Raw genomic sequence first — 22368 nt, forward strand, 5'->3', positions numbered from 1 at the left:
TTAATTGTAAGATTTAAAAACCAACCTGAAGCCCTACCATGAAAGTACGCGGCTGAGGATACTGCCCCATATCAACCCCTCTTGTAAAAATAAACGACTTGGCATCACTGCTGGCAGCACTTACCTCCGGATCATATCCTTTGTAGTTGGTCACAGTCAGTAAATTCATGGCCGTTACATAAAGGCGGAAGCTTGAAAATGTCTCTCCTGCCACGCTGTTCAATGCCGCTTTCGGAATGGAATAACCAACCGTCAGATTTCTCAGGCGCATAAAAGATCCGTTTTCCAGAAACCTGTCAGAAGCCCGTAGGTTTGATGGTGTGTTCTGGCCTGATCGTGGCATATCTGTAACATCACTGTCATTTTTCCAGGCGGACAACACCGCTGTGGAGGAGTTAAACGGACGGGTCGTGCCCTCTGTCCAGTAACGCATCGCATTATAAACTTTAACATTCCCGATACCGGCCAATCCCATAGAAAGATCAAATGCCTTGTAGGAAATATTGACAGAACCACCATAAGTCCATTTCGGAATGGCTGAACCCAGAAACTTCTGGTCTGCGTCCGTGATCTGGCCATCTCCATTATTGTCTTTATACACAATATCACCCGCTTTTAACCCTTCCTGATAACTCTTGAATCCTTTGCCCACTGCAAGTTCGTTGTACGTTGCTACCTCCGCGGCACTGGAAACCACATGATCCACTTCAAAGCCGTAGAAGGAACCAATGGCAGCGCCGACATCAGTTTTGGTAATATTGATTCCCCCATTCGTCGTTCCACTTACAATCGGGCCGCCATTGCCGAGCGATACCACATTATTTTTATTAAAACCTGCATTAGCCGAAATGCTGTAATTGAAACCGCCTGCTTGCCCGTTAAAAGAAATCGCGGATTCAAAGCCTTTATTAACGGCATTGGCAGCATTTTGCACCATACTTGCATCCGAATAAATATCACCGAGCCCCGTCGACACCGGAAGTTTAACATCAAGCAAAAGATCCTTACTGTTGCGTTTGTAATAGTCAAAACTGATCTGGATTCTGTTTCTCAATAATCCGAAATCAAGCCCAAAGTCGGTCTGTGTTGTTTCCTCCCATTTCAGGAACGGGTTGGGAACCCGGGTAATCGTCGCGCCCTGCAAAAAGGCTTTGTTGTCTCCGAATGAATACACAATATTGTTATTGCCATATCCACGATAAACAGTCGGATCGGTAAGGAAAAGTCCGATGCTTGCATTCCCCGTTACACCCCAGCTTCCGCGGATTTTCAGGTCCGAAATAAACGATACATTTTTCATAAAAGGCTCATTAGCCAGCTTCCATGCTACCCCAACCGAAGGGAAATTTCCTTTACGGTAAGCCTTCCCGAAGGCAGGATTAATATCCTGACGCAGCGATGCATTCACCAGATACTTGTCCTGAAAAGCATAGGTAACCCTGCCAAAATAAGAACGTGAAGCATAAATTCCAGAGCTGGCGCCTGTAATGCTGTTGCTTTTGGATACACCGATCTGTTTGATAAGATCATTTGTAAAACCGGCTCCTGTTAAATTGACACCGCGGCTTCTGTTACCCTCATTGAAGGTATTTCCCACCATCAGACTAAAATCATGACGACCCAGCGTTTTATTGTATGACAGGATATTCTCAACGATCGGTGAGACTGAGAAACCATAACTTTCGTCAATTTTCCTGTCAATTTTCGTGTTACCATTCAGATACTCCCCTGTGTAATTATAGCTGTTGCTGCTCGAAAGACCGATGTTAGCCTGCGTCCTGAATTTCAACCCATTGATAATTTCCAGCTCCCCCCAAAGCTGAAACAGATTAGAGATCCCTCTGGACAACCGCTCTGTCAGGTAAATACCCGGAAGCGGGTTAAGCGCATCGTTTTGATCGATAATCGTGGTCACTTTGCTGTATCCACCCAGGTTGGTCGGATCCATTGTCGGCGCATAAGGAGGCATCCGTAGCGCTTCCACAAAACTTGGCGCATTACCGGTCGTCCGGTTATACTTAAAATTGATCGTCTGCCCCAAACGGATACGCTTTCCGATTTGTTCTTCCAGCTGCGTGCGCAGGTTGATCCGCTGATAACCATAATTTCTCATGATACCTTCCTGATTGGCATAGCCTGCTGAAAAGTTGTACGTCGCTTTCTCGCTTCCGCCCGTCACGTTCACATGGTGTTCCGTTATTTTGGCCGTTCTGAAAATCTCCTTTTGCCAGTCCGTGCGCGTTTCCTGCACATACGGTGTATTTAGCTTTTCGGGCACCTTGTTACCCTGGGCATTATCAATATCCTTGACCAGCTGCACATATTGACTGGCATTAAGCATATCCAGCTTTTTCCATGGCCGGGCCAACCCAACATAGCCATTGTAGGTGACCTTCGGCGTCCCTGCTTTGCCTTTTTTGGTGGTGATCAAAACAACGCCATTCGCCGCTGATGACCCATAGATAGCGACCGAAGCCGCATCCTTCAATACTGTAATATCCTGTATATCATAGGGACTCACTGAATTAATATCACCGCCCTGAATCCCGTCAATGACATAAAGAGGGTCAGAATTGGTCAGAGAACCGATACCTCGGATGACAATTTTGGCATTAGCACCGGGCAATCCACTGGAATTAATAACCTGCACCCCTGCAATTTTACCCTGCAAAAGCTGCTGGGCAGAAGTTGCCGCCACGTCACCAAACTCCTTGCGACCGACTACCGATACTGCTCCTGTCAGATCCTTTTTCTTTGCTGTTCCGTAACCAATCACCACCACCTCTTCCAGCGTCTTATCATCAACCAAAAGCGTAATATCAATCACCGAGCGGTTGGCAACAAACTCCTCCCGGGGAAGATAACCTACAAATGAAAAAATAAGAACGGCATCCGGTGATCCTGTCAAAATCTCAAATTTGCCGGCAGCATCCGTAATAACCCCACGCTGCGAACCCTTTAACACCACGCTCACACCCGGCAAAGACTCCCCCTTTTGATCGGTAACTTTTCCCCTGATAATGGTCTCGTCCGGGCGTACGATACGGTTTATAGATGTTGCCGTTTCTTTAATTGATTCAAAAGAGGAGGTCGTCATCGCGGTTTCCTGTTTCAGCACGGCCATTGCAGCCTCAACCGCTCTTTTTTCGTTTCTGGGGATAATTACGTACGCTTCTTTTCCTGCTTTTTTAAACCGCAGGTTGTAGGGTTTTAAAATATCAGCAAGCTTTTTTTCCAGGTTGGCGTTGGCAGGAAGTTCCTGATCCCGCACCATGATATTGATGATGTTTTTTTCCTCATACAAAATACTTACCTGATATTGTTTACCCAAATCAGCCAGAAAATCCTTTAAACTTTTTGCATTGATTCGTGTCCCGAGTTGTTGCGAATGAGAAACTTCAACCGGCCTTGCAAAGGAAACAAGCTGGGCCATGCTAAGCTGCTGAACCGATAACATGCTTAGCACAATGCCGGTTTTTTGTAAAAATCTTTTCGTCATGGATTAAGATGGTTATCTGATTTTCTTAATTCGATATATTCTTCATGTTTTACCACTTCCAGATGAAGCAGCTCCGATAGTATTTCTAAAAGATCGTCCGCTTGCCGGGCCTTGTAGACACCACCGATGCGATGACGCGCCAAAACGGGATCGGATATACGTACATTCACTTTAAAACGGTCATTCATTTGCTGGACAACCTCCGAAAGCAGTGTATTATCAAAGTAAAACATTTCTCTTTTGAAGGCTGTAAACTGCTCGGCTGCCACAGAAGGTGTTACAGAAAACTGGCCATTGCGCCCGGCTACAAATAAATTTCCGGGTTTCATATAAAGCTGTTTTCCGCGCGGCAAGCTTAATTTCACCTTCCCTTTTGTCAAAAACACTTTCGTGCCGCGCTCACGGGAAAAAGCAACAAACTCGGTACCAAGCACTTCAATGGAATAGTCATTGTCCATGGCTACCACAAAACGGCTATTTTCTTCTGTGTGAATTACTTTAAATTCAGCCTCACCTTCCAGTATCACTTTGCGGGTTCCATCACCGAAACCAAATCGTGGAATCCTTAACACAGAATTGGCATTCAGCACCACCCGCGTTCCGTCCGAAAGCTGATAGGAAGCGACTTGTCCGTTAGCCGAAGAAAGTGATTGATAAAGCAGCTGCTTTTGAAAAACAAACCCGCAGGCAAGTACAAGGCAGGCCGCAACGGCGCCCCACAACGATGCTCTGAGATACAACGGACGAGTCTTTATCTCTGTATTAACCAGTGATTGAGAGATCGTTTCCTCACTATTCATTAAAGCCTGATACCGGGTAAAAGCGTTGTCAACAGCCGGTGTAAATTGCGGATGATGACTCTCCCATTCGTTCAGGCAATGATAATAAAACTCCTCGTTTTCAGGTTCAGCCAGCCAGTCTTCGACAAGCTTTCGCTGCATGGATGTTGTCCTTCCGTCGAAAAATTCAAACAGAAGATCTTTTGATAGCGGTTCTTTCATCTGTATATTTTTTAATAATTTATAAGTCTGGTCGCAGTTTTAAACGGATTTAAATGTGTTCGCCTCGGTCATTTTGTGCTGATTTGCCATTCAGACAAGTACCCGATAGCTATCCCCATATCCTGTTTATAATTTTGCAGAAAACAAAATCGCCAGACACAAAAACCAGCTATCTTTCAGGTTGTTACGCAGCCTCGCAATGGCACGTGTAATGAGCGCCTCCACGGATTTTGGCGTAATTTGAAGTTCCTTCGCAATTTCTTCCAGCGTTTTACCCTCTACCCGTTTCATCAGATAAGCCCGGCGGCATTGCGGCGGCAACTGCTGGATAATGCGCTCTACCTGCTGGTGCAACTCACTGTATTGCAAGGCCTCATATGGATTGGGCGTGTGCGTAACAACCGAGAAATTTACTGCTTCAAGCGGCGAAGTCCGATTAAGGTCCCACTTAAGATAATTGTAAGCCCGGTAACGGACCGATTTGAAAAGATAAGCCCGGTAAGAAGTATTAATTTGTTCAAACGTGCGATTCTGCCAGAAAGCTGCAAAAACCTCGGAAACAATATCTTCCGCCACCTCTGAGGAGTGAACGAAACGGATTGCGTGGTTACACAAATTGGTGTAATACCGCTTAAAAAGCAACTCACAGCCCTTCTGCGGATTCTGGCCAAACATTTCCCGGATCAAATATTCGTCATGAAGTATTAGCGGCTCCTGGTGCGCGGTATTCTCAACGTTTATTTGTGGTCCGGAAGGCTGCTCTGGCGGTTTTTGGGTAAAAATATTTGTCATATCATTGAATTGATCTGGCTACGGATTAACAATTTAATCACACAGACAAGGCAGAGCGCCGCATCCCCATGCTGAAATAATATTTTTTTTTCAAAGAATAGTCACAAAACAAATATACTACCAATAAATACTATGACGGATACATTTAAATTGACATTCAGGTACATAAAAAATATCCCGAACGTTTCCACCCGGGATATTTTCAAGCCAACTGATCGGATAAACCTATGGTTTTATCAATTTTACCACAACTTGCTGATTCAGTGAAGTAACGTTAATCAGGTAAAGACCGGCACTTTTTCCAAGGGGCAAAACATGCTGCTCGGTATGAGATGGGTCTTTTACTATTTTCTCAAACAACTGAACACCTCTCAAATCTGTCACCGTCATTTTTAACGGATACCCCGAAGCACCTCTGATAACCAGATCAGCATGTTCCTTGACAACAGGATTGCCAAGCACCGTCACCGTCAGCTTATTATCAGCGACCGTTTCTGACTGAAGACCTATTCTTGCCCCGCTCGCAGCCGGCTCCTGACCATAAATCAACTGACCTTTGTAGTAAAGCGTGATATGGTTATTTTCAGCCAAAGGTGCGGAAGTTTTGTAAGAATAATCGTTGGACTGATCAAAAGACGACCAGTCGGCTTTGGTTATACGATACTGAATATTTCCCGTGCTGCTTAACGGATGCAATTTACCCAGTGATGCAGCTGGTTTCAACTCAAAATACGAATCTGCGTTGACAAACTGCTGACCTGTAACAAACTGCGCTGCAATGTTGCCTGCCCCCAGCTGAGCAAAATCCAGCCAGTGGTTCAGGCTGGAAGTGCCATCTGCGGTGAACCAGTAACGAACGCTTAAATCCGCATAATCCACAGGCAGATTGCCTTTGTTGTCTATTTTAAGCCAGGTGCTTATAGAATTCGTTGTTCCGCTTGTGTTTTTGCTTTCCGAGTATACTTTCACGTCCAGAACGTTAGCCGTGGTGTCAGGCTCAATACCATACCACAGCTTACCATTGCGATACAAAGTAATATGTTGGTTTTCAGTATAGGCAGCGGCATTGGCGTAAGAATAGTCGTCCTGTTCAGACAGGTTCGCCCAATCCGCGTTGGCAAATCTCGACTGAATCGGTCCGGAATTTCCGCCCGCAGCAAGATTTCCTGCCGAGCTGTCAAAACGGTACAGCATATACCCCAGTGCTCCGTTACGTGGTTTTTCAAGTGGCACATACTCCATGGTCACCTTGCTATTTCCAATTTGTGCGAAATCAATCCACTTGTTTATCCCGGCAAAATTCTCTGCCGTTAGCCAGTAGCGGATACTTAATTCACTGTAAGGCACAGCCGCAGCGCCCTGATTGGCGATATTCAGATAAGGCTTCACATTATTGTTGTCAACCTGACCGTTGTCACCATCCTGATAAAGCACTTTCAAGCCAGAAGAAACGGCAAGCGTTTGGCTAACTGCTTCGGCCGGACTGAAACTTTCATTTCCATTTTGTCTTGCAGTAATCACCGCTGTACCCGGTGCGATCGGACGAACTTTACCGTTTACAATGGTAGCAACAGTAGTATCAGAGCTCGAATAATTTACAGGTAAACCGGATGTAGCCGCTGCATTGGCAACAAAATCACTGTCTCCGGCGATTTTTGTAGCCAAAGGATCAAATGAAATCGTTTGCGAAGCCAGTGGAGGTACTGCGATGGTCAGACAGAAATCGTCCAGCAACAACTTACCGCTCGGACCGGCTTTTGCAGCCCAGATACCGATCGTTGCCGCGTTGGCAGGTGCTAATTTGGTTACCGTAAATTTGGTAAACACGCTTGACGTTGGCGATGGGTAAGCCTGGAACTGTGTTGTGCCACTGGTAATTTTGGCTCCCTGCGCATCATAGAAATCGATTCCGATACCTGCCCAATATGGCATGATCAACTGCGCGGCATTCGAAGGATTTGGCGTACCTTCTGTTTTGGCCCATACGTCAAACGTAATTTCCGTACCGCCTGTTACCGGAATCGTTTTTCCGTAATTAATAGCTCCCTGATCGGCCGTAATCGCAGCGCTTTTCAATCCGCTTTGGGCCGATGTACTGATGGTTGCAGCGGCATTATTCGGGTTTCTGATCCAGTTTACAAAGCTGCTTTCAAAACTATTGTTCGTAAGCACGCCACATGCTCCGGCGCTGATAACTGTTATTGCTGAACCGGATGAAACGCCTCCGGCATCCTGTGCTGCGGCCCTAACGGTAGCAGTTCCGACAGCAACAGCGGTAACGATTCCGTTACTGCTTACGGTGGCAACAGCCGGATTGGATGAACTCCATACCACTGCTTTGTTACTTGCATTCAACGGAGCAACCGTTGCTTTAATGGAAGTTGTATCTCCCACGCCAACCGTCGCGGATGGTTTGCTGAGCGTTACCGTTGAAATCAATACATTACTCACGGTCACCACACTGTTGGCAGTTTTGCCCCCATCCTGGGTTGTCACGGTGATCGTTGCGGTTCCGGGCGCCACGCCTGTGATGGCACCATTCTGATTGACAGTGAGCACTCCTGTATTAGAAGAACTCCACGTGAGCACCTTGTTTGTTGCGTTGGCAGGTTGTACGGTGGCCGAAAGCGTGATGGTATTATTTACACCCACTGCTGCGGTAGCATCCACCATCACACCGGTTACCACTGTATTCGAAGCCGTTACCGTTGACGAGGCTGTTTTTTTCCCTTCATTGGTTGTGGTTGTGATCACAGCACTTCCAGGTGAAACTCCCTTAACCAGCCCGGTAGCATCAACACTAACCACCGCAGAGTTTGAAGAAGTCCAGACAACGCGCTGATTCGTCGCGTTGACCGGTAAAATCACAGCCGTTAAGCGTGTTGTATCGGCAACACCGACAGAGGTCGCCGATGGATTTACAGAAACCGAAGTAAGCGGCGTAAGTCCTACTTCAATGGCGTTAATCGCAGGATAGTTAAAATTGGCGATCGGACGGAATACAATGTTGATTACACCCGTGGCATTCGACCGGATCTGAAAATCTCTCACGATACCTTTGTACCGACCTCCGGCCGTAGTAAAAATATCGAAGTTTTTCAGTATCGTATCGGCTACCGTAGGACTCGTTACATTGAACTTTCTCTTACCTGCTGTAATTGACTCAGCAATTTCCGCAAAATGAAGCCGTACCACATACAGCGCATTTGGGATTAGATTTCCATACGAATACGTGAGCGGCTGGCCGCTGTTACGCTGCGACTTATAGGCATCTGCCGGTGCAGGATTAGTAACAGCTGCCAAATCAATGGCCGTCGCAGTCGATGAAACCCACATCGAAGCCGACTGTGGTGTATCGGCAATAAAACTGCCAATGGTTGGTCCTCCGCAATTATTGGCGCGAACGACGGTTCCTACCGTCAAAGCACTGGTAGCCGTTTTGGCACCGTCCTGCGTGGTAACAGTAATGGTCATTGAGCCCAAATTCAGCGCTGTTACCAAACCACTGGCATTAATTGTCGCTACCGTGGTATCCGAAGAAATCCATGAAACATTTTTGTTTGTCGCGGTAGCTGGCAAAACAGTTGCCGTTAAGTTTCTTGTGGTTCCCAATCCTACGGATATTGCCGGATCCAATGTTACACCGGTAACTCCGTTCGGCGCAGTAACCCTGATGATACTCTGAGCTGTTTTCCCTCCATCCTGCGTCGTCACCGTAATCGTAGCTGTTCCCACAGCTACACCTGTCACCAGTCCGTTAGCATCCACACTTGCAATGGCCGCATCAGAAGACGTCCAGCTTACAGCGCTGTTGGTCGGGTAGACAGGTGTTAAGGTCGATTTCAACTGTAAAGTATGGACAACAATAACAGAATCGGACGCTGGCGTCACAGATACCGAGACCACCGGGCCACCGGCTGGCTCACCAACAAAGATCCCGTTTCCACCAATCCCAAGATACACTCTGCCATTCAGATCCGCCCCCATATTACTCACTGTACCCGGAACAGGATTTGCGATCGTTGTCCAGTTAGCACCATTATCGTCTGAACGGAAAACACCGTAGGAAACACCATTGATCGCAGTTCCTTCCGAACTTACATAGATCACCGGATTGGACGATACAGCCGGATCAGCCTTTCCGACAGCAACCCATTTCGGCCTTGTAATAATAGTAGGATTTATTTTCGTAAAGGTTTTGGCCGTATCGGTGGAGTGATAAAGTCCGTTGCCAGAGAATGCGATCCAGAGATCTCCTTCCTTTCCCGGAGTTGTTTCTACATTCATTTGGGCCACGTTACCTACATTGGGCAAATCGCTGGCTGCTGCTGCAAAATTCACACCGCCATCGGTGCTGACATAAACTTTACCATTTGCATAAATATAGAAGATATCACCATTTACCTTATCCGCAGCCAATGGTTGCATGCCTGCCCAGATATCGTAAATACTTCCTGGTTTTAAAACCGCCGAAGGAATACCGTTGACAGCCGTCCAGTTGGTTCCGAGGTTGGATGACTGATAAGTAAGGCCTCCCTGCGTTACCCAGACCATTTTTCTGCTGGTGGCAGACACGGCGATTCTACCTCTTGCCCCGGCAATGGAAGTAAACTTGTTGTATGATAGTCCACCATCGGTTGAGTATCCTCCTATTCCGATGCCATTCCAGCCATCGCTCCCTACCCGTGCAATAAAGTTCGGATCGTTGTATTGTACTGCTCCTCCGGATGTATTCGACCCCGTATTGGTTATAAAAAAGTTGGCAATCCCCTTTGCAGGCGGAACATCAAGCGATTTATGATCAAAACCACCGACATCACCCGTGGTTGATATCAGGAAGTTAGGACCCGAAGGCGGGCAAACCAACGGACCGGCAACTACAATTTCTTCCAATCCGTTGTTTCTCAATTTCCAGGTAACTCTTGAGGCCCATACGTTGGTCGTTTGGCCAACATCAAGCATATCCGAAAACCAGACCTGACCCGTATTAAACGGATCCCAGGCAAAACCATTGACATTATGACCAATATTTCCATTAGCACCGTCTCCGCCGGAATGAGGCGCTTCGGTAGCATCCCTGGTTGCCGGGACCATCGATGACCAGCTGCCAGCACTCCCGCCGGTTGTGCTGCGGTAAGCGATATCATGATTCCAGGAACCGGTCGTTGAGACAATCACCTCATTACTATTGGAAGGGTTCACACCTACGCCGCTAAATTCTTTACCGGCTATAGGCGAGATATCTGTCCAGCTGCTTCCATTCCATTTGCTCAATTTGTTACCTCCCAACGGACGTGTTGCGGTTGCAGTTAATTGCGAGACAAAAAAAGTACCGTCATCGCTGATACTGGCGCGTCGGGGCTCTCCAGGACTACCAGCCATCAATGCAAAAGTGCTTCCTCCGTCAGTACTGCGGTATACGCCTGCTTTGGCACCCAGAAAAATATTCCGGGTAACGCCGTTGACCACGCCTCCGCTTTTGTCAAAAAAGATAAATCTTCCAGACACGGAATCCGGCAATGAGGTGTTCACCTTCGTCCAGGATCCTACGGCACCTGCTGCCGTGCTTTTATAGGTACCGTTTGCCCGGCTTGTTACATACACAACATTACTATTATTCGGATCGACAGCCAGACGGTCGGTATAAGTCTGGTCGCTATTGGGCAGCACTGTGATCCGAAGCTCGAGGTCGGTCCAGGTAGCACCCCGGTCAACTGACTTCATGACCGTTCCGGGAGCAGTTCCACCACCTGGCACCGTACCTTTTCCGGTCTGATGCGTAGCATAAAGAATGTTTCCGGTTACGTCGCTCGGATCGAAAGCAAGATCTCCGCATTTGGCAGCCGCTTCCCAATTCCAGTACGTCGTTGGTATTTTATTATACCACATCAGGTCTTCCCATTTCTGAGCCCCATGGTTCCAGCGGTAGGGCGTACCAACATCAGTCGTAATAAAATAAAGATTTGGGACCTTCGGATGTGCCTTAATGCTTGTAACGTTACCTCCGCCACCCATCCGGACGGACTTCCAGTTGTAGATCTGAGCCGAAGCCGTAAAACTGAGTGCTCCGGCCAATGCAATAACCAGCAGCATGATTTGCATACATTTTCTCATAACAATTGTTTTAGTAAAGAGTAATTTTCTGCTCTAGTCCTGCCCGTCCCTATTTCTAAAACAAATGCCTCGTTGATTAAAAGGACATATGATTTTTTGGAATAATTACCGCAACAAAATAAAAGACAGCCTTACAGACAATCGAGAAAGTAAAATCCCCATATATAAACTTGATATTTTAATAATTACAATGGAATGGGTCAGAGCGATAACTCCTGGAAGGCAATAGCGGCAGTTATTTGGCGATTGACCATCCTCGCATCGGCCACGATCGGGAAAATCAACAATCTTCCCCGCAGCAGTATCGGGGGTGTGATAACATCAGATTACCCCGCATCATATAGCGTTTAGCGTTAGCAATAGTCATTTAAACGGGGTCCGTGGGATTGAGCAGGCACAATTTTTTGGTTGTAAAAATATATTTCCAAAAAACTTTGTTCATAACCTTTCAACTAAAAACATGGCTAAAATCACAGTAAAAGACGGTACCAAAATTTATTACAAAGATTGGGGAACCGGGCAGCCGATCGTTTTTCATCACGGCTGGCCATTATCCGGTGATGACTGGGATGCGCAAATGATGTTTTTTCTGAGCCAGGGGTTCAGGGTTATCGCGCATGACCGCAGAGGACACGGCCGTTCAAGCCAAACCGCCGACGGCCATGATATGGACACCTATGCCGCTGACGTTGCTGAGCTTACCAAAGCACTTGATTTGAAAAATGCGATCCACGTTGGTCATTCGACCGGCGGCGGCGAAGTAATTCGTTATGTGGCAAAACATGGAAAAGGTCGTGTTGCAAAAGCAGTACTGATCAGCGCTGTTACGCCAATTATGGCAAAAACAGAGCGCAACCCGGATGGTATTCCAATGGCGATATTTGATGAAATACGTGAAGGTACGGCAACCAAACGCCCGCAATATTTTCAGGATTTCACGATACCGTTTTATGGCTATAACCGCGAAGGCGCAACCATATCCCAGGGTATCCGCGACAACTGGTGGCGTCAGGGTATGATGGGCGCCATCAAAGCCCATTATGATTGCGTCAAGGCATTTTCGGAAACAGATTTCACCGAAGATCTGAAAAGTGTGGACGTGCCTGTACTGGTGTTACACGGCGAAGACGACCAGATCGTTCCGTTCGAACTTACGGGTGTAAAAGCAGTAAAACTGGTTAAAAACGGGAAGCTTATTTCATACCCGGGTTTCCCTCACGGCATGCCAACAACGGAAGCTGCGACAATTAATAAGGATCTTTTGGCTTTTATTAAGGAGTAGAGAATCTAAATTGCCACAACTAATTATTTTAAACCCTGTTATGCGTCGTTTTCAAACTACGCATAACAGGGTAAAACACCCCTGTCGCTCACGGCTTTTTACATCACGATCTAAAAAAATTTATTTATGATAACCCAATGCAACTTCCGCCCCATAAAACACATCAAACTAAAAAGCATTAATTTTTAGTTCAATATAAACTAGATCAATATATAATGTCAGCCATTGCAAAAGAACCGACAATCCTGCAAAACCAACCGAGAAGTAAAGTCGTTTATATTGATAATCTCAAAGTAATGCTGACAGCACTGGTGATTTTACATCATGCCTGCGTCACTTACGGCGGACCGGGATCCTGGTATTATTCCGAAAAAACCGAAAGCGCTGGTGCCATCATTCCCATGACCATCTTCGTGTCGACAAATCAGGCATTTTTTATGGGATTTTTCTTTTTCCTGTCGGCACTTTTCACCCCCTCTTCTCTGGACAAAAAAGGCGCGGCGGTATTTGTGGCAGACCGCCTACTGCGTTTCGGCGTTCCTTTGCTTTTTTATTCATTTGTGCTTTCGCCCTGTATGAATTATCTGGTTTACTACTACGGAAGCAACCATCATATTACGTTTTTGCAGTTTCTATTGGGATACGATGGCTGGATAAGTTTTGGTGTGCTGTGGTTTGTGCTGGCACTTTTGTTATTTACAGGAGTTTACATTTTAGTCCGGCGGTTTCAAACTTCCGAAACTGGAATATGGAAAGTACCTTCCGTCAACAGGATTTTATTAGTTTCATTAGGAGTAGGCTTCGTCAGCTTTTTAGTCAGAATCGTCTTTCCTGTGGGCTGGGTTTTAAATCCATTTGGTTTTCAGCTCGGGCACTTCCCGCAATACATTGCCATGTTTACTTTCGGCCTGGTTGCAGCCAACAGCAAATGGCTGGATCAGCTGGAATATTCGCGTTACAAAAAAACGGCCACCATAATGGCTTTTTTGATCCTGATCGGCTTTCCTGTTATTTACACATTCAAATTCGTATTTGACAGTGCTCTGGAATGGTTTAGCGGTGGTTTTAACCCAGAATCGCTATTGTACGCAAGCTGGGAACAGCTCGCCGGTTTTACGATTTGCACCGCGTTACTTTGCTTTGGAAAACAATATTGGAACACACCTTCCGTACTATTGGCCAAGCTTTCCCGCTGCTCTTTCGCTGTATATATTTTACATCCCCTGGTGCTGATATCGCTATCGCTAATTGCCAAAAGCTGGGCGATTGATCCTGCATTTAAATTTCTAATTGTCGGGCCTCTTGGGGTATTGCTTAGCTTTCTTCTGGGGCATGTCGTTGTTAAAATCCCTGGAATCAACAAAGTAATTTAAGTAAAATGCACTGATATCCATATGGAACGAGGCATCGTGGCTATTCAATTATTGTTTCTACCAGCCAGTCGTCCTTTAAGGATATTTTATCTGCGGTTCGCCATGGGCCGCAATTCATGAATACCCAGAACCAACACCCGAACCGTAATCACAATAACCTACATTCGACTGCAACAAAGTTTGCTGCTGCGGAACTTCGCAACAGCAAATAAACGGACAAAAAAAGAAAATCATAATAACTGGTTCCTTAGGAAATATCGCCAATCCGCTGACCGAAGCCTCAGCGCACATAACTATTTTTGAACCATCCGGTACAAAAAGGGCGCTCTGTTCTTGGCCCCGGTAAATTTTTTCTCCAGCCTTTCTAAAACATTGAGTTCCAAAATCATCTTTTGAAAATTGGTTCTTATATACGTCTTTTCATTGATGGTCTCGTAAATCTCCTGAATTTCGTTCATGGTGAATTTTTCAGGAAGAAGATTAAATGCGTTCAATTTTTCGTTAATATCGCTTCGCAAGACCTTTAAGGCTTCCCCGGTAATTTCATTGTGATCTACAATCATTTCAGGAATTTCATGGATATCATACCAGTCGATGGACTGGTCATAGTCACTAATGTTGGGCTTAGCAACTGTAATATCCACAAGCGCATAATAGCCAATAGAAATCTGACGCTTGGTAAACCACTGATACTGATCCATAGGATCCTGCTCATTGGGTCTCAAATCAGGATTCCGATCAATTAACTTATCCAGAAACGCTTTTGTATTCCTGTTGGCTTTGCCAAAAACACGAAACTGGTCCAGATAAACGTTATTGAGGCCAGTTCTTTCCTTGAGAATTCTTTGCGCGGCAGCGTCAATATCTTCACCATGCCCAATGAACCCGCTAGGCAGTGCATAGAAATCACCCTCGAAGTTTAGCTTGGCAACCAAGACTTTCAATTGCTTTTTCTCATAGCCGAATATGACACAATCTATACCGTTATGCGGAATATAATTATCAAAATTACTGATGGGTATTTTTTTCATGTTTAGGAACTTGGATCAAAAATCTGGACTACACAACCTATAATTCTGATTAACAATAAGTTAATTAAGTTAGCATTTCTCCCGCAACCATTGCGTCTAAAGGTATTTTATAAGAATCTGCCAAACTAAGCAATAGTCGCAGATTACTCAATATTTAAAGTCACTTCAATAGATATTAATAACTAAGTGCAAATGATCCCTGCGGTGGAAATCAATCCCCGGCACATATTTTAATGGGCGATATCAGAAATCTCCCGGTCACTTTTCACTACCAATACCGCGAAATTAGCAAATCTTCCCATAGTCAAATCAAAAACAATATTTTTTATAATATTTATTGTATTTATTTATATACAATATAATTTATTTTTCTAACTTTGTCTTGAAATAATTAAATAATCATAAAGATGATGTCCAGAACAAAGGTGCTAACAACCGCAATTTTGTACTTGCTGTTCCCCTTATTAGGTTTTTCACAGTCTAAAATCAATGTGCTGGTTTTCAGCAAAACTGTTGAGTTTAGACATGAGTCTATACCGGCTGGTCAAAAAGCCTTAGCACATATGGCCAGGGAAAGAGGGTTTACCGCCAACTTTACGGAAGAATCCTCAGCATTCAATGACAAAAATCTAAAAAACTACAACGCTGTCATTTTCTTAAATACAACCGGCGATGTGCTTAACAATTCTCAGCAGGAAGCATTTGAGCGGTACGTCCAGGCCGGCGGCGGATATGTAGGTGTCCATGGTGCAGCGGATTGCGAATATGGCTGGCCCTGGTACGGCAAACTGGTCGGAGCCGTATTTTTAGATCACCCCACCCCAAATAATATTCAGCAAGGCCAATTTGTCGTAACGCAGAAACAACACTGGTTAACGAAAGGAATGCCAGATGAATTTGATAAAACCGACGAGTTTTACAATTTCAAAAATATTTCGCCCAAAATCAATGTGGTCCTGAGGCTCGACGAAAAGAGTTATCAGGGAGGCAAAAACGGCGATTTTCATCCCATGAGCTGGTATCAGGAATTTGATGGGGGACGCTCGTTTTACACAGGCATGGGACATACCGATGAAACGTTTACCAACAGGATATTCCTGGACCATTTATATGCCGGCATAAAGTACGCCTCCGGTGGTGATGCTGCACCCAAGCCAATTGATTACACAAAGGCCAGGCCGGAAGAAAATCGGTTTTCAAAGGTGATTTTAAGGGATAAACTAGACGAACCGACCGAACTGTCGGTGTTGGATAATGATCGGGTATTATTTATTCAACGAAAAGGTGACGTGAGGTTATACAACAATAAAACCAAAGAGCTGAAAACGTTAGCAACAATACCCGTTTGTCTGCAATGCGGCGGCGGCATTTCGGAGGATGGGTTGCTTGGACTGCACAAGGACCCTGATTTCAGTCAGAACCATTGGATCTATCTATATTATTCTTTGCCCAATGAACCTAAAAATGTGCTTACCCGCTACGAACTGCGCGAGGATAAGTTAATGATTGCGTCTAAAAAAGTATTGCTGGAAATTCCAGTACAACGCCAGGAATGCATTCATACAGGTGGTTCGATCGATTTTGATAAAGATGGCAATCTGTATCTCTCAACTGGTGACAATACCAATCCCCAAGGCATTGATGGATACAATCCAACAGACGAACGGGAAGGACGAAATCCCTGGGACGCTCAAAAGTCAGCGTCCAACACCAATGATTTACGTGGTAAAATTTTGAGAATAAAACCGCAGCCGGATGGTACTTACACGATCCCGGATGGAAATTTGTTTCCAAAAGGAACTCCGTTAACCCGGCCGGAAATATTTTCCATGGGACATCGTAACCCTTACCGGATTTCAGTTGACAAAAAAAATAGCTACGTATACTGGGGAGAGGTAGGTCCGGACGCAGTCAAGGCAGATACTGCCCGCGGACCCGAAGGCTTTGATGAAATTGGCCAAGCCAGAAAGGCAGGAAATTTCGGCTGGCCTTACTTTGTTGCAGACAACAGGCCCTATGTGCAATACGATTTTGCGACCAAAAAGTCCGGTAATAAATGGGATGCGGCAGCTCCTGCAAATAATTCGCCCAACAATACAGGCTTAAAGGTGCTTCCACCTGCGCAGCCAGCGTTTATATCGTACGGTTATGGTGAATCGAAAGAATTTCCTTTAATAGGAAGCGGAGGAAGAAATGCGATGGCAGGTCCCATTTTTTATAGTGACCAATTCAAAAACGCAGCACATTCATTTTCAAAATATTATGATGGAAAACTATTCATTTATGAATGGATGCGCGGCTGGATTATGGTGGTAACCCTGGACAAAGACGGCAGGTTCGAATCAATGGAACGCTTCATGCCAAGTCAAAAATTCAGCAATCCAATCGATATGGAATTTGGTCCTGATGGTGATTTATATATGCTGGAATATGGAGCCGGCTGGTTTGCGCACAACGACGATGCACGGTTGATACGAATTGAGTACAATGCTGGAAACCGAAAACCCCAGATTCAACTCACAGCGGACAAAATGGGCGGTTCAATACCGCTAAAAGTGAAACTTTCCGCAAAGGGCACTAAAGATGCCGACGAGGACCCAATAAAATATTCATGGAAAATCACCTCAAAGAATGGTTTTAACAAGTCATTCAATACGGTAGACGTCACACTTAATTTGGTCCAAAAAGGTGTATACCATGCTACCCTCACTGCCAACGATGGTAAGGGAGGCATCAGCACACAAGCCATCGAAATCACCGCAGGCAACGAAGTGCCAGTCGTGCATTTAAGTTTACCTGGCAGCAATAAGTCATTTTACTCGGCAAACAAACCGTTCAATTACGTAGTAAATGTAAATGATAAGGAAGACGGCAATTTGGGTAAGGGAATATCGGCGGCCAGCGTGGCTGTAAATATTGATTATTTGGCGGAAGGATATGACAAAATAGCCGTGGCGATAGGACATCAGGCTGCTGATAATAAATCCATCGCCGCAAAAGGTAAAATACTGATGGATGCCAGTGATTGTATGGCTTGTCATAGGCGTGACAAAAAATCGATTGGCCCGACTTATGTGGCCATAGCTCAAAAATACAAAGGAAATACCACCGCTATTGACAAGCTCTCCATGAAAATCATCAATGGCGGAAGTGGCTCCTGGGGCGAAACCGCCATGGCTGCCCATCCACAGATCTCAAAAACTGACGCATCAGAAATTGTTAAATATATCCTGAACATAGCGGACGAAAATATAAAAGCATCACTACCAACCAGCGGTACATTTTCAGCCAGACTTCCTGAGGGAGACAAAGGCGAAGGTGTATTTATAGTCAGGGCAGCTTATCAGGATCATGGCATGCAGGGGCTGCCAACTTTGAAAGATGAGAAGACTTTGATATTGAAAAACTCAAAAATTGGCCTGACAACATTCGATGCGTATGATGAAGTAAGAAAGGTTGCTACGGGCAATAAAAACATGCTCATCCCTTCAAAAGATGGGGCTTTTGTGAAGCTCAAACAAATTGATCTAAAACATATTGATGAAGTGGTTGTAGCTGCCATAGCGCCCCAGCAAGGTATAATCACCAAAGGTGGAGCTATCGAAGTTCGCCTGGACAGCGCGAAGGGCACCTTGGTCGGAATATCGCAGTCCATAATGCCGGGAGGAAGTATGGCGCTAAAAGCACCTGTAAAACTCCCTGAAAACCACGATGGCAAAATGCACGACGTCTTTTTGGTGTTTGTGAATCCAAGTCCCGAACAGCGCTCATTGATGCTGATTTCCGGAATAGAATTCAAACTGGAATCGCCGGTAGTAAAGTGAAAGTATCCTCAGGCCACGTTCAAAAAACTGTTGCTGTTAGATTAGCTTTTAGAAACAACGCACAATTCAATCTTTTCGGGCCAAATGGTCTTCCTGTGGTCCCTTTTAGAACTTACTCCTGGTAAAATTTTAAACTTTAAAACAACCAAAACTATGAAAACAATGAAAAAAGCACGAATCGTATTATCCATGGTCCTATTAGGGATTTCTGTGATTGGTTTTTCACAAGCGCCTGCTGATTTTTGGGCAGGTAAATGGGAATTAAAAGTGATTGGAACACCAGAGGGTGACGCTAAGTTTATAGCTAACCTGAGTCGTAAAGATGGAAAACTGGTTGGAAATCTCACGGCTCGTGATGCAGATGCGAAAGAAACAACCATGGAAATTTCCAGTATCGAAGAAACCGATAAAAAGATCATCATTAGTTTCTCGGCACAAGGTTACAATGTAAACCTGGATATGGATAAGGTGGACGAGAACCATTTGAAAGGGAGCATGATGGGCATGTTTGATGCCGAAGGCGTTCGGGTGGTAGCCCCGTAAATAGCAGCAGCTGATTTAAAATCAGTTGCAAAAAATGTTGAAGCCTTAAAGAAGTAGAGAAATTATTCATCCAAAATAAACCTCATTAGATTAAGGGAGCTGGTTTTGCAAGAAGTTTTCTCATAAGAGCGAAACTTCTTGCAAAAGAACTCTTGTGTCCTCCAAAGTCTGTGAGAAAGGCTAATATGCAAGTAAATAACAAAACCATCGTCGTAACAGGTGCAGGAAATGGCATCGGCAGGGAATTAAGTCTGCTGCTACTGAAAAAAAATGCCAATGTGGCCGGTATCGACATCAACATGGCCGGGCTCGCTGAAACACAAAAAATAGCCGGGGTTGGCCCGGACCGCTTCAAGGGTTATGAACTGGATATTACAAACCAGGAAAAAGTTATGGCCCTGCCCGATCAGGTAATTCGGCACTTTGGTTCGGTAGATGGTATCATCAATAACGCTGGGATCATACAGAAATTCATCCCCGTGAACGAGCTGACGATTGAGGAAATAACGCGGGTTATGGATGTGAACTTCTACGGAACCGTTTATCTGACGAAGGCATTTCTGCCCGTTTTTTTGACCAGACCACAAGCGCATATTGTAAATGTTTCGAGTATGGGAGGCTTCATTCCGTTTCCCAAGCAAACGATATACGGTGCAGCCAAAGCGGCCGTCAAAATTTTTACCGAAGGACTTTATATCGAACTCAAAGATACATCTGTCAAAGTAACGGTCGTCCACCCGGGAGCGGTAGCCACCAACATTACAGAAAACTCAGGTCTGGGAAAATCCAAAGTTGACATGAGTGATCCTAAAAATGTCGCCATGGCGAGTAAAATGTCACTGTCTCCATCAAAAGCCGCTGAAATAATTATTTCGGCCATGGAGAAAGACAGATTTCGGGTAACCGTTGGAAAAGATGCCACCATGCTGGATCTGCTGTACCGCTTTAACCCAAAATTTGCCACGAACATGATTGGCAAATTGATGAAAAAAGTGGTGATGTAGACCAATATTCCTTCATGGTCTTCCTTAAACAGGCTGGGATTTAAATTTAGGGACTATGAGATTTCCGCTACTTTGTTTTGGTAAAAACCGTATCTACTTAACAAGTTGAAGATCTGCTATACTTTTTATCCGATTTCGTTCCAGAAAGGCATCAATCGTTTCAAAATGCTCGATTACACGTTTGTCTTTGAACTCGAAGACTTTTTGGGATAACCCTTGTAAGAAATCACGATCGTGAGAGACCAGCACCAACGTGCCATCAAAGTTTCTAAGTGCTTCTTTCAAAACATCCTTTGACTTTAAGTCCAGGTGGTTCGTAGGTTCATCAAGAATTAACAAGTTTACAGGTTCCAGGAGCAACTTCACCATGGCAAGCCGCGTCTTTTCTCCACCGGACAAAACACTTACTTTTTTGTCGATATCTTCACCCTGAAACATAAAGGCTCCCAAAATATTTTTGATCTGGGTCCTCACATCTCCTTCTGCGACCTCGTCCACCGTCTGAAAAATAGTCAGATTAGGATCTAATAAGGAAGCCTGGTTTTGCGCAAAATATCCAACCTTTGTATTATGCCCAAGCTGGCAGGTTCCATCCACATCGATCTGGCCCATGATAGCCTTAATCATCGTAGATTTACCTTCACCATTTCGGCCCACAAATGATACCTTTTCCCCTCTTGAAATAGTCATGCTGGCATTTTTAAACACAACCTGATCTCCGTAGGATTTTGAAACATCCTTCACAGTAACCGGATAGTCCCCTGACCGTGGCGAAGGTGGGAAACGAAGTTTTAGGGCAGAATTATCAATTTCATCAATTTCAATAATTTCCAGTTTCTCTAACATGCGTTCACGGGAGGAAACCTGATTGGTTTTGGAGTATGTCCCGCGAAAGCGTTCGATAAATTGCATATTATCAGCAATCATTTTCTGCTGTTCCTGATACGCCTTAACCTGATGTGATCTGCGCTCCTCTCGCAATACCAAATAATGCGAATAGTTGGCTTTATAATCAAAAATCCGCCCCATGGTTACTTCAACCGTACGGTTGGTAATATTGTCGATGAAGGCACGGTCGTGGGAAATAACCATTACTGCATTTGCCTTATTCACCAAAAAATCTTCCAGCCACATCACGGATTCAATGTCAATATGGTTTGTAGGCTCATCCAGGAGAATAAGGTCCGGCTTTTGCAATAATATTTTGGCAAGCTCAATACGCATACGCCACCCTCCACTGAATTCCTTGGTTTGTCTCTGAAAATCTTCTGGCCTAAATCCTAATCCTTTCAAAGCTTTCTCAACCTCCGCGTCATAATTAACCTCTTCCAGCTGATAGTATTTTTCACCCAGTTCGGTAACCTCTTCGATGATCGCCATATATTCATCACTGTCGTAATCTGTGCGGGTTTCGAGCGCAAGATTTAGTTTTTCCATTTCGGCACGCATTTCAAAAACCTGCTTGAATGCTTTGGCCGCTTCTTCGAAAACGGTACAGTTATCCTCGGTAAGTAAATGCTGTGGTAAATAAGCAATAACGGCGTCTTTAGGTGCGCGTACATGGCCACGATTGGCTTTTTGTTCACCAGCAATAATTTTCATCATTGTGGATTTCCCCGCTCCATTTTTACCCATCAGGGCAATTTTATCAGTAGGATTAATAACGAAGGAAACTTCGCTAAAAAGGACAGAACCGCTAAATTCAACGGCCAAATTTTCAATTGTAATCATTTGCTAATTTTTTGAAACCGCAAAGCTACGATTATACGACTGAAAGAAACGAAAAAAGTCAACTTTTGATCCTTTAATACTTTTCACCCATTTAAAAAACAGTAAATTGTCAGTTGCTGCCTGGTCTGTCCGTAGGATTTACTACCGTAAAACTGGTGTGTTGTATACTTCTTT

Annotated in this window: 11 protein-coding genes; 5 read left to right on the forward strand and 6 right to left on the reverse strand. The window is 44.8% G+C overall.

Annotation, left to right across the window (positions count from 1 at the left end; translation table 11 throughout):
- Positions 1 to 13 precede the first annotated feature (13 nt).
- From RB622_RS16945 to RB622_RS16960, 4 genes are all read right to left on the reverse strand, one after another.
- A complete protein-coding gene (locus tag RB622_RS16945; protein WP_308047766.1) occupies positions 14 to 3499 on the reverse strand; it encodes a TonB-dependent receptor in 3486 nt (1161 codons plus the stop codon).
- Positions 3496 to 4500, reverse strand: a complete 1005-nt coding sequence (locus RB622_RS16950; protein WP_308047767.1) for a FecR domain-containing protein — start codon at positions 4498 to 4500, stop codon at positions 3496 to 3498. The genes RB622_RS16945 and RB622_RS16950 overlap by 4 nt, the downstream gene beginning before the upstream one ends.
- A 126-nt stretch (positions 4501 to 4626) precedes the next feature.
- Positions 4627 to 5292 (reverse strand): RNA polymerase sigma-70 factor, encoded by a 666-nt coding sequence (locus tag RB622_RS16955; RefSeq protein ID WP_308047768.1) that lies wholly within the window; start codon positions 5290 to 5292, stop codon positions 4627 to 4629.
- A gap of 225 nt (positions 5293 to 5517) precedes the next feature.
- Entirely contained in the window at positions 5518 to 11406 is a 5889-nt protein-coding gene (locus RB622_RS16960; RefSeq protein WP_308047769.1) for an Ig-like domain-containing protein, read from the reverse strand.
- Between the two features lie 460 nt (positions 11407 to 11866).
- On the opposite strand from RB622_RS16960, the gene RB622_RS16965 reads away from it, so the two are divergent.
- Both RB622_RS16965 and RB622_RS16970 read left to right on the forward strand, forming a co-directional pair.
- Positions 11867 to 12688 (forward strand): alpha/beta hydrolase, encoded by an 822-nt coding sequence (locus RB622_RS16965; protein ID WP_308047770.1) that lies wholly within the window; start codon positions 11867 to 11869, stop codon positions 12686 to 12688.
- A gap of 215 nt (positions 12689 to 12903) precedes the next feature.
- Positions 12904 to 14061 carry an acyltransferase gene (locus RB622_RS16970; protein WP_308047771.1) on the forward strand — a complete coding sequence of 386 codons (1158 nt, stop codon included), beginning with the start codon at positions 12904 to 12906 and terminating at the stop codon, positions 14059 to 14061.
- A gap of 293 nt (positions 14062 to 14354) precedes the next feature.
- Here the strand turns inward: RB622_RS16970 and RB622_RS16975 are convergent, their stop codons facing one another.
- Positions 14355 to 15092: an NrtR DNA-binding winged helix domain-containing protein gene (locus tag RB622_RS16975; protein ID WP_308047773.1), complete on the reverse strand. Its 738-nt coding sequence runs from the start codon at positions 15090 to 15092 to the stop codon at positions 14355 to 14357.
- A gap of 407 nt (positions 15093 to 15499) precedes the next feature.
- On the opposite strand from RB622_RS16975, the gene RB622_RS16980 reads away from it, so the two are divergent.
- The 3 genes from RB622_RS16980 to RB622_RS16990 all read left to right on the forward strand — a co-directional run bounded on the left by RB622_RS16980 (position 15500) and on the right by RB622_RS16990 (position 20463).
- Complete coding sequence (locus RB622_RS16980) at positions 15500 to 18916, forward strand: ThuA domain-containing protein (RefSeq protein WP_308047774.1); 3417 nt, start codon at positions 15500 to 15502, stop codon at positions 18914 to 18916.
- Positions 18917 to 19078: 162 nt separating this feature from the next.
- Positions 19079 to 19459, forward strand: coding sequence for a hypothetical protein (locus tag RB622_RS16985; protein WP_308047775.1), 381 nt, complete (start codon positions 19079 to 19081; stop codon positions 19457 to 19459).
- Positions 19460 to 19644: 185 nt separating this feature from the next.
- On the forward strand, positions 19645 to 20463 hold the full coding sequence (locus RB622_RS16990) for an SDR family NAD(P)-dependent oxidoreductase (RefSeq protein WP_308047776.1): 819 nt from the start codon (positions 19645 to 19647) through the stop codon (positions 20461 to 20463).
- Between the two features lie 93 nt (positions 20464 to 20556).
- Here the strand turns inward: RB622_RS16990 and RB622_RS16995 are convergent, their stop codons facing one another.
- Positions 20557 to 22194: an ABC-F family ATP-binding cassette domain-containing protein gene (locus RB622_RS16995; protein WP_308047777.1), complete on the reverse strand. Its 1638-nt coding sequence runs from the start codon at positions 22192 to 22194 to the stop codon at positions 20557 to 20559.
- Positions 22195 to 22368: the final 174 nt, after the last annotated feature.

The organism is Dyadobacter sp. LHD-138 (assembly GCF_030929615.1).
Lineage (GTDB): Bacteria > Bacteroidota > Bacteroidia > Cytophagales > Spirosomataceae > Dyadobacter.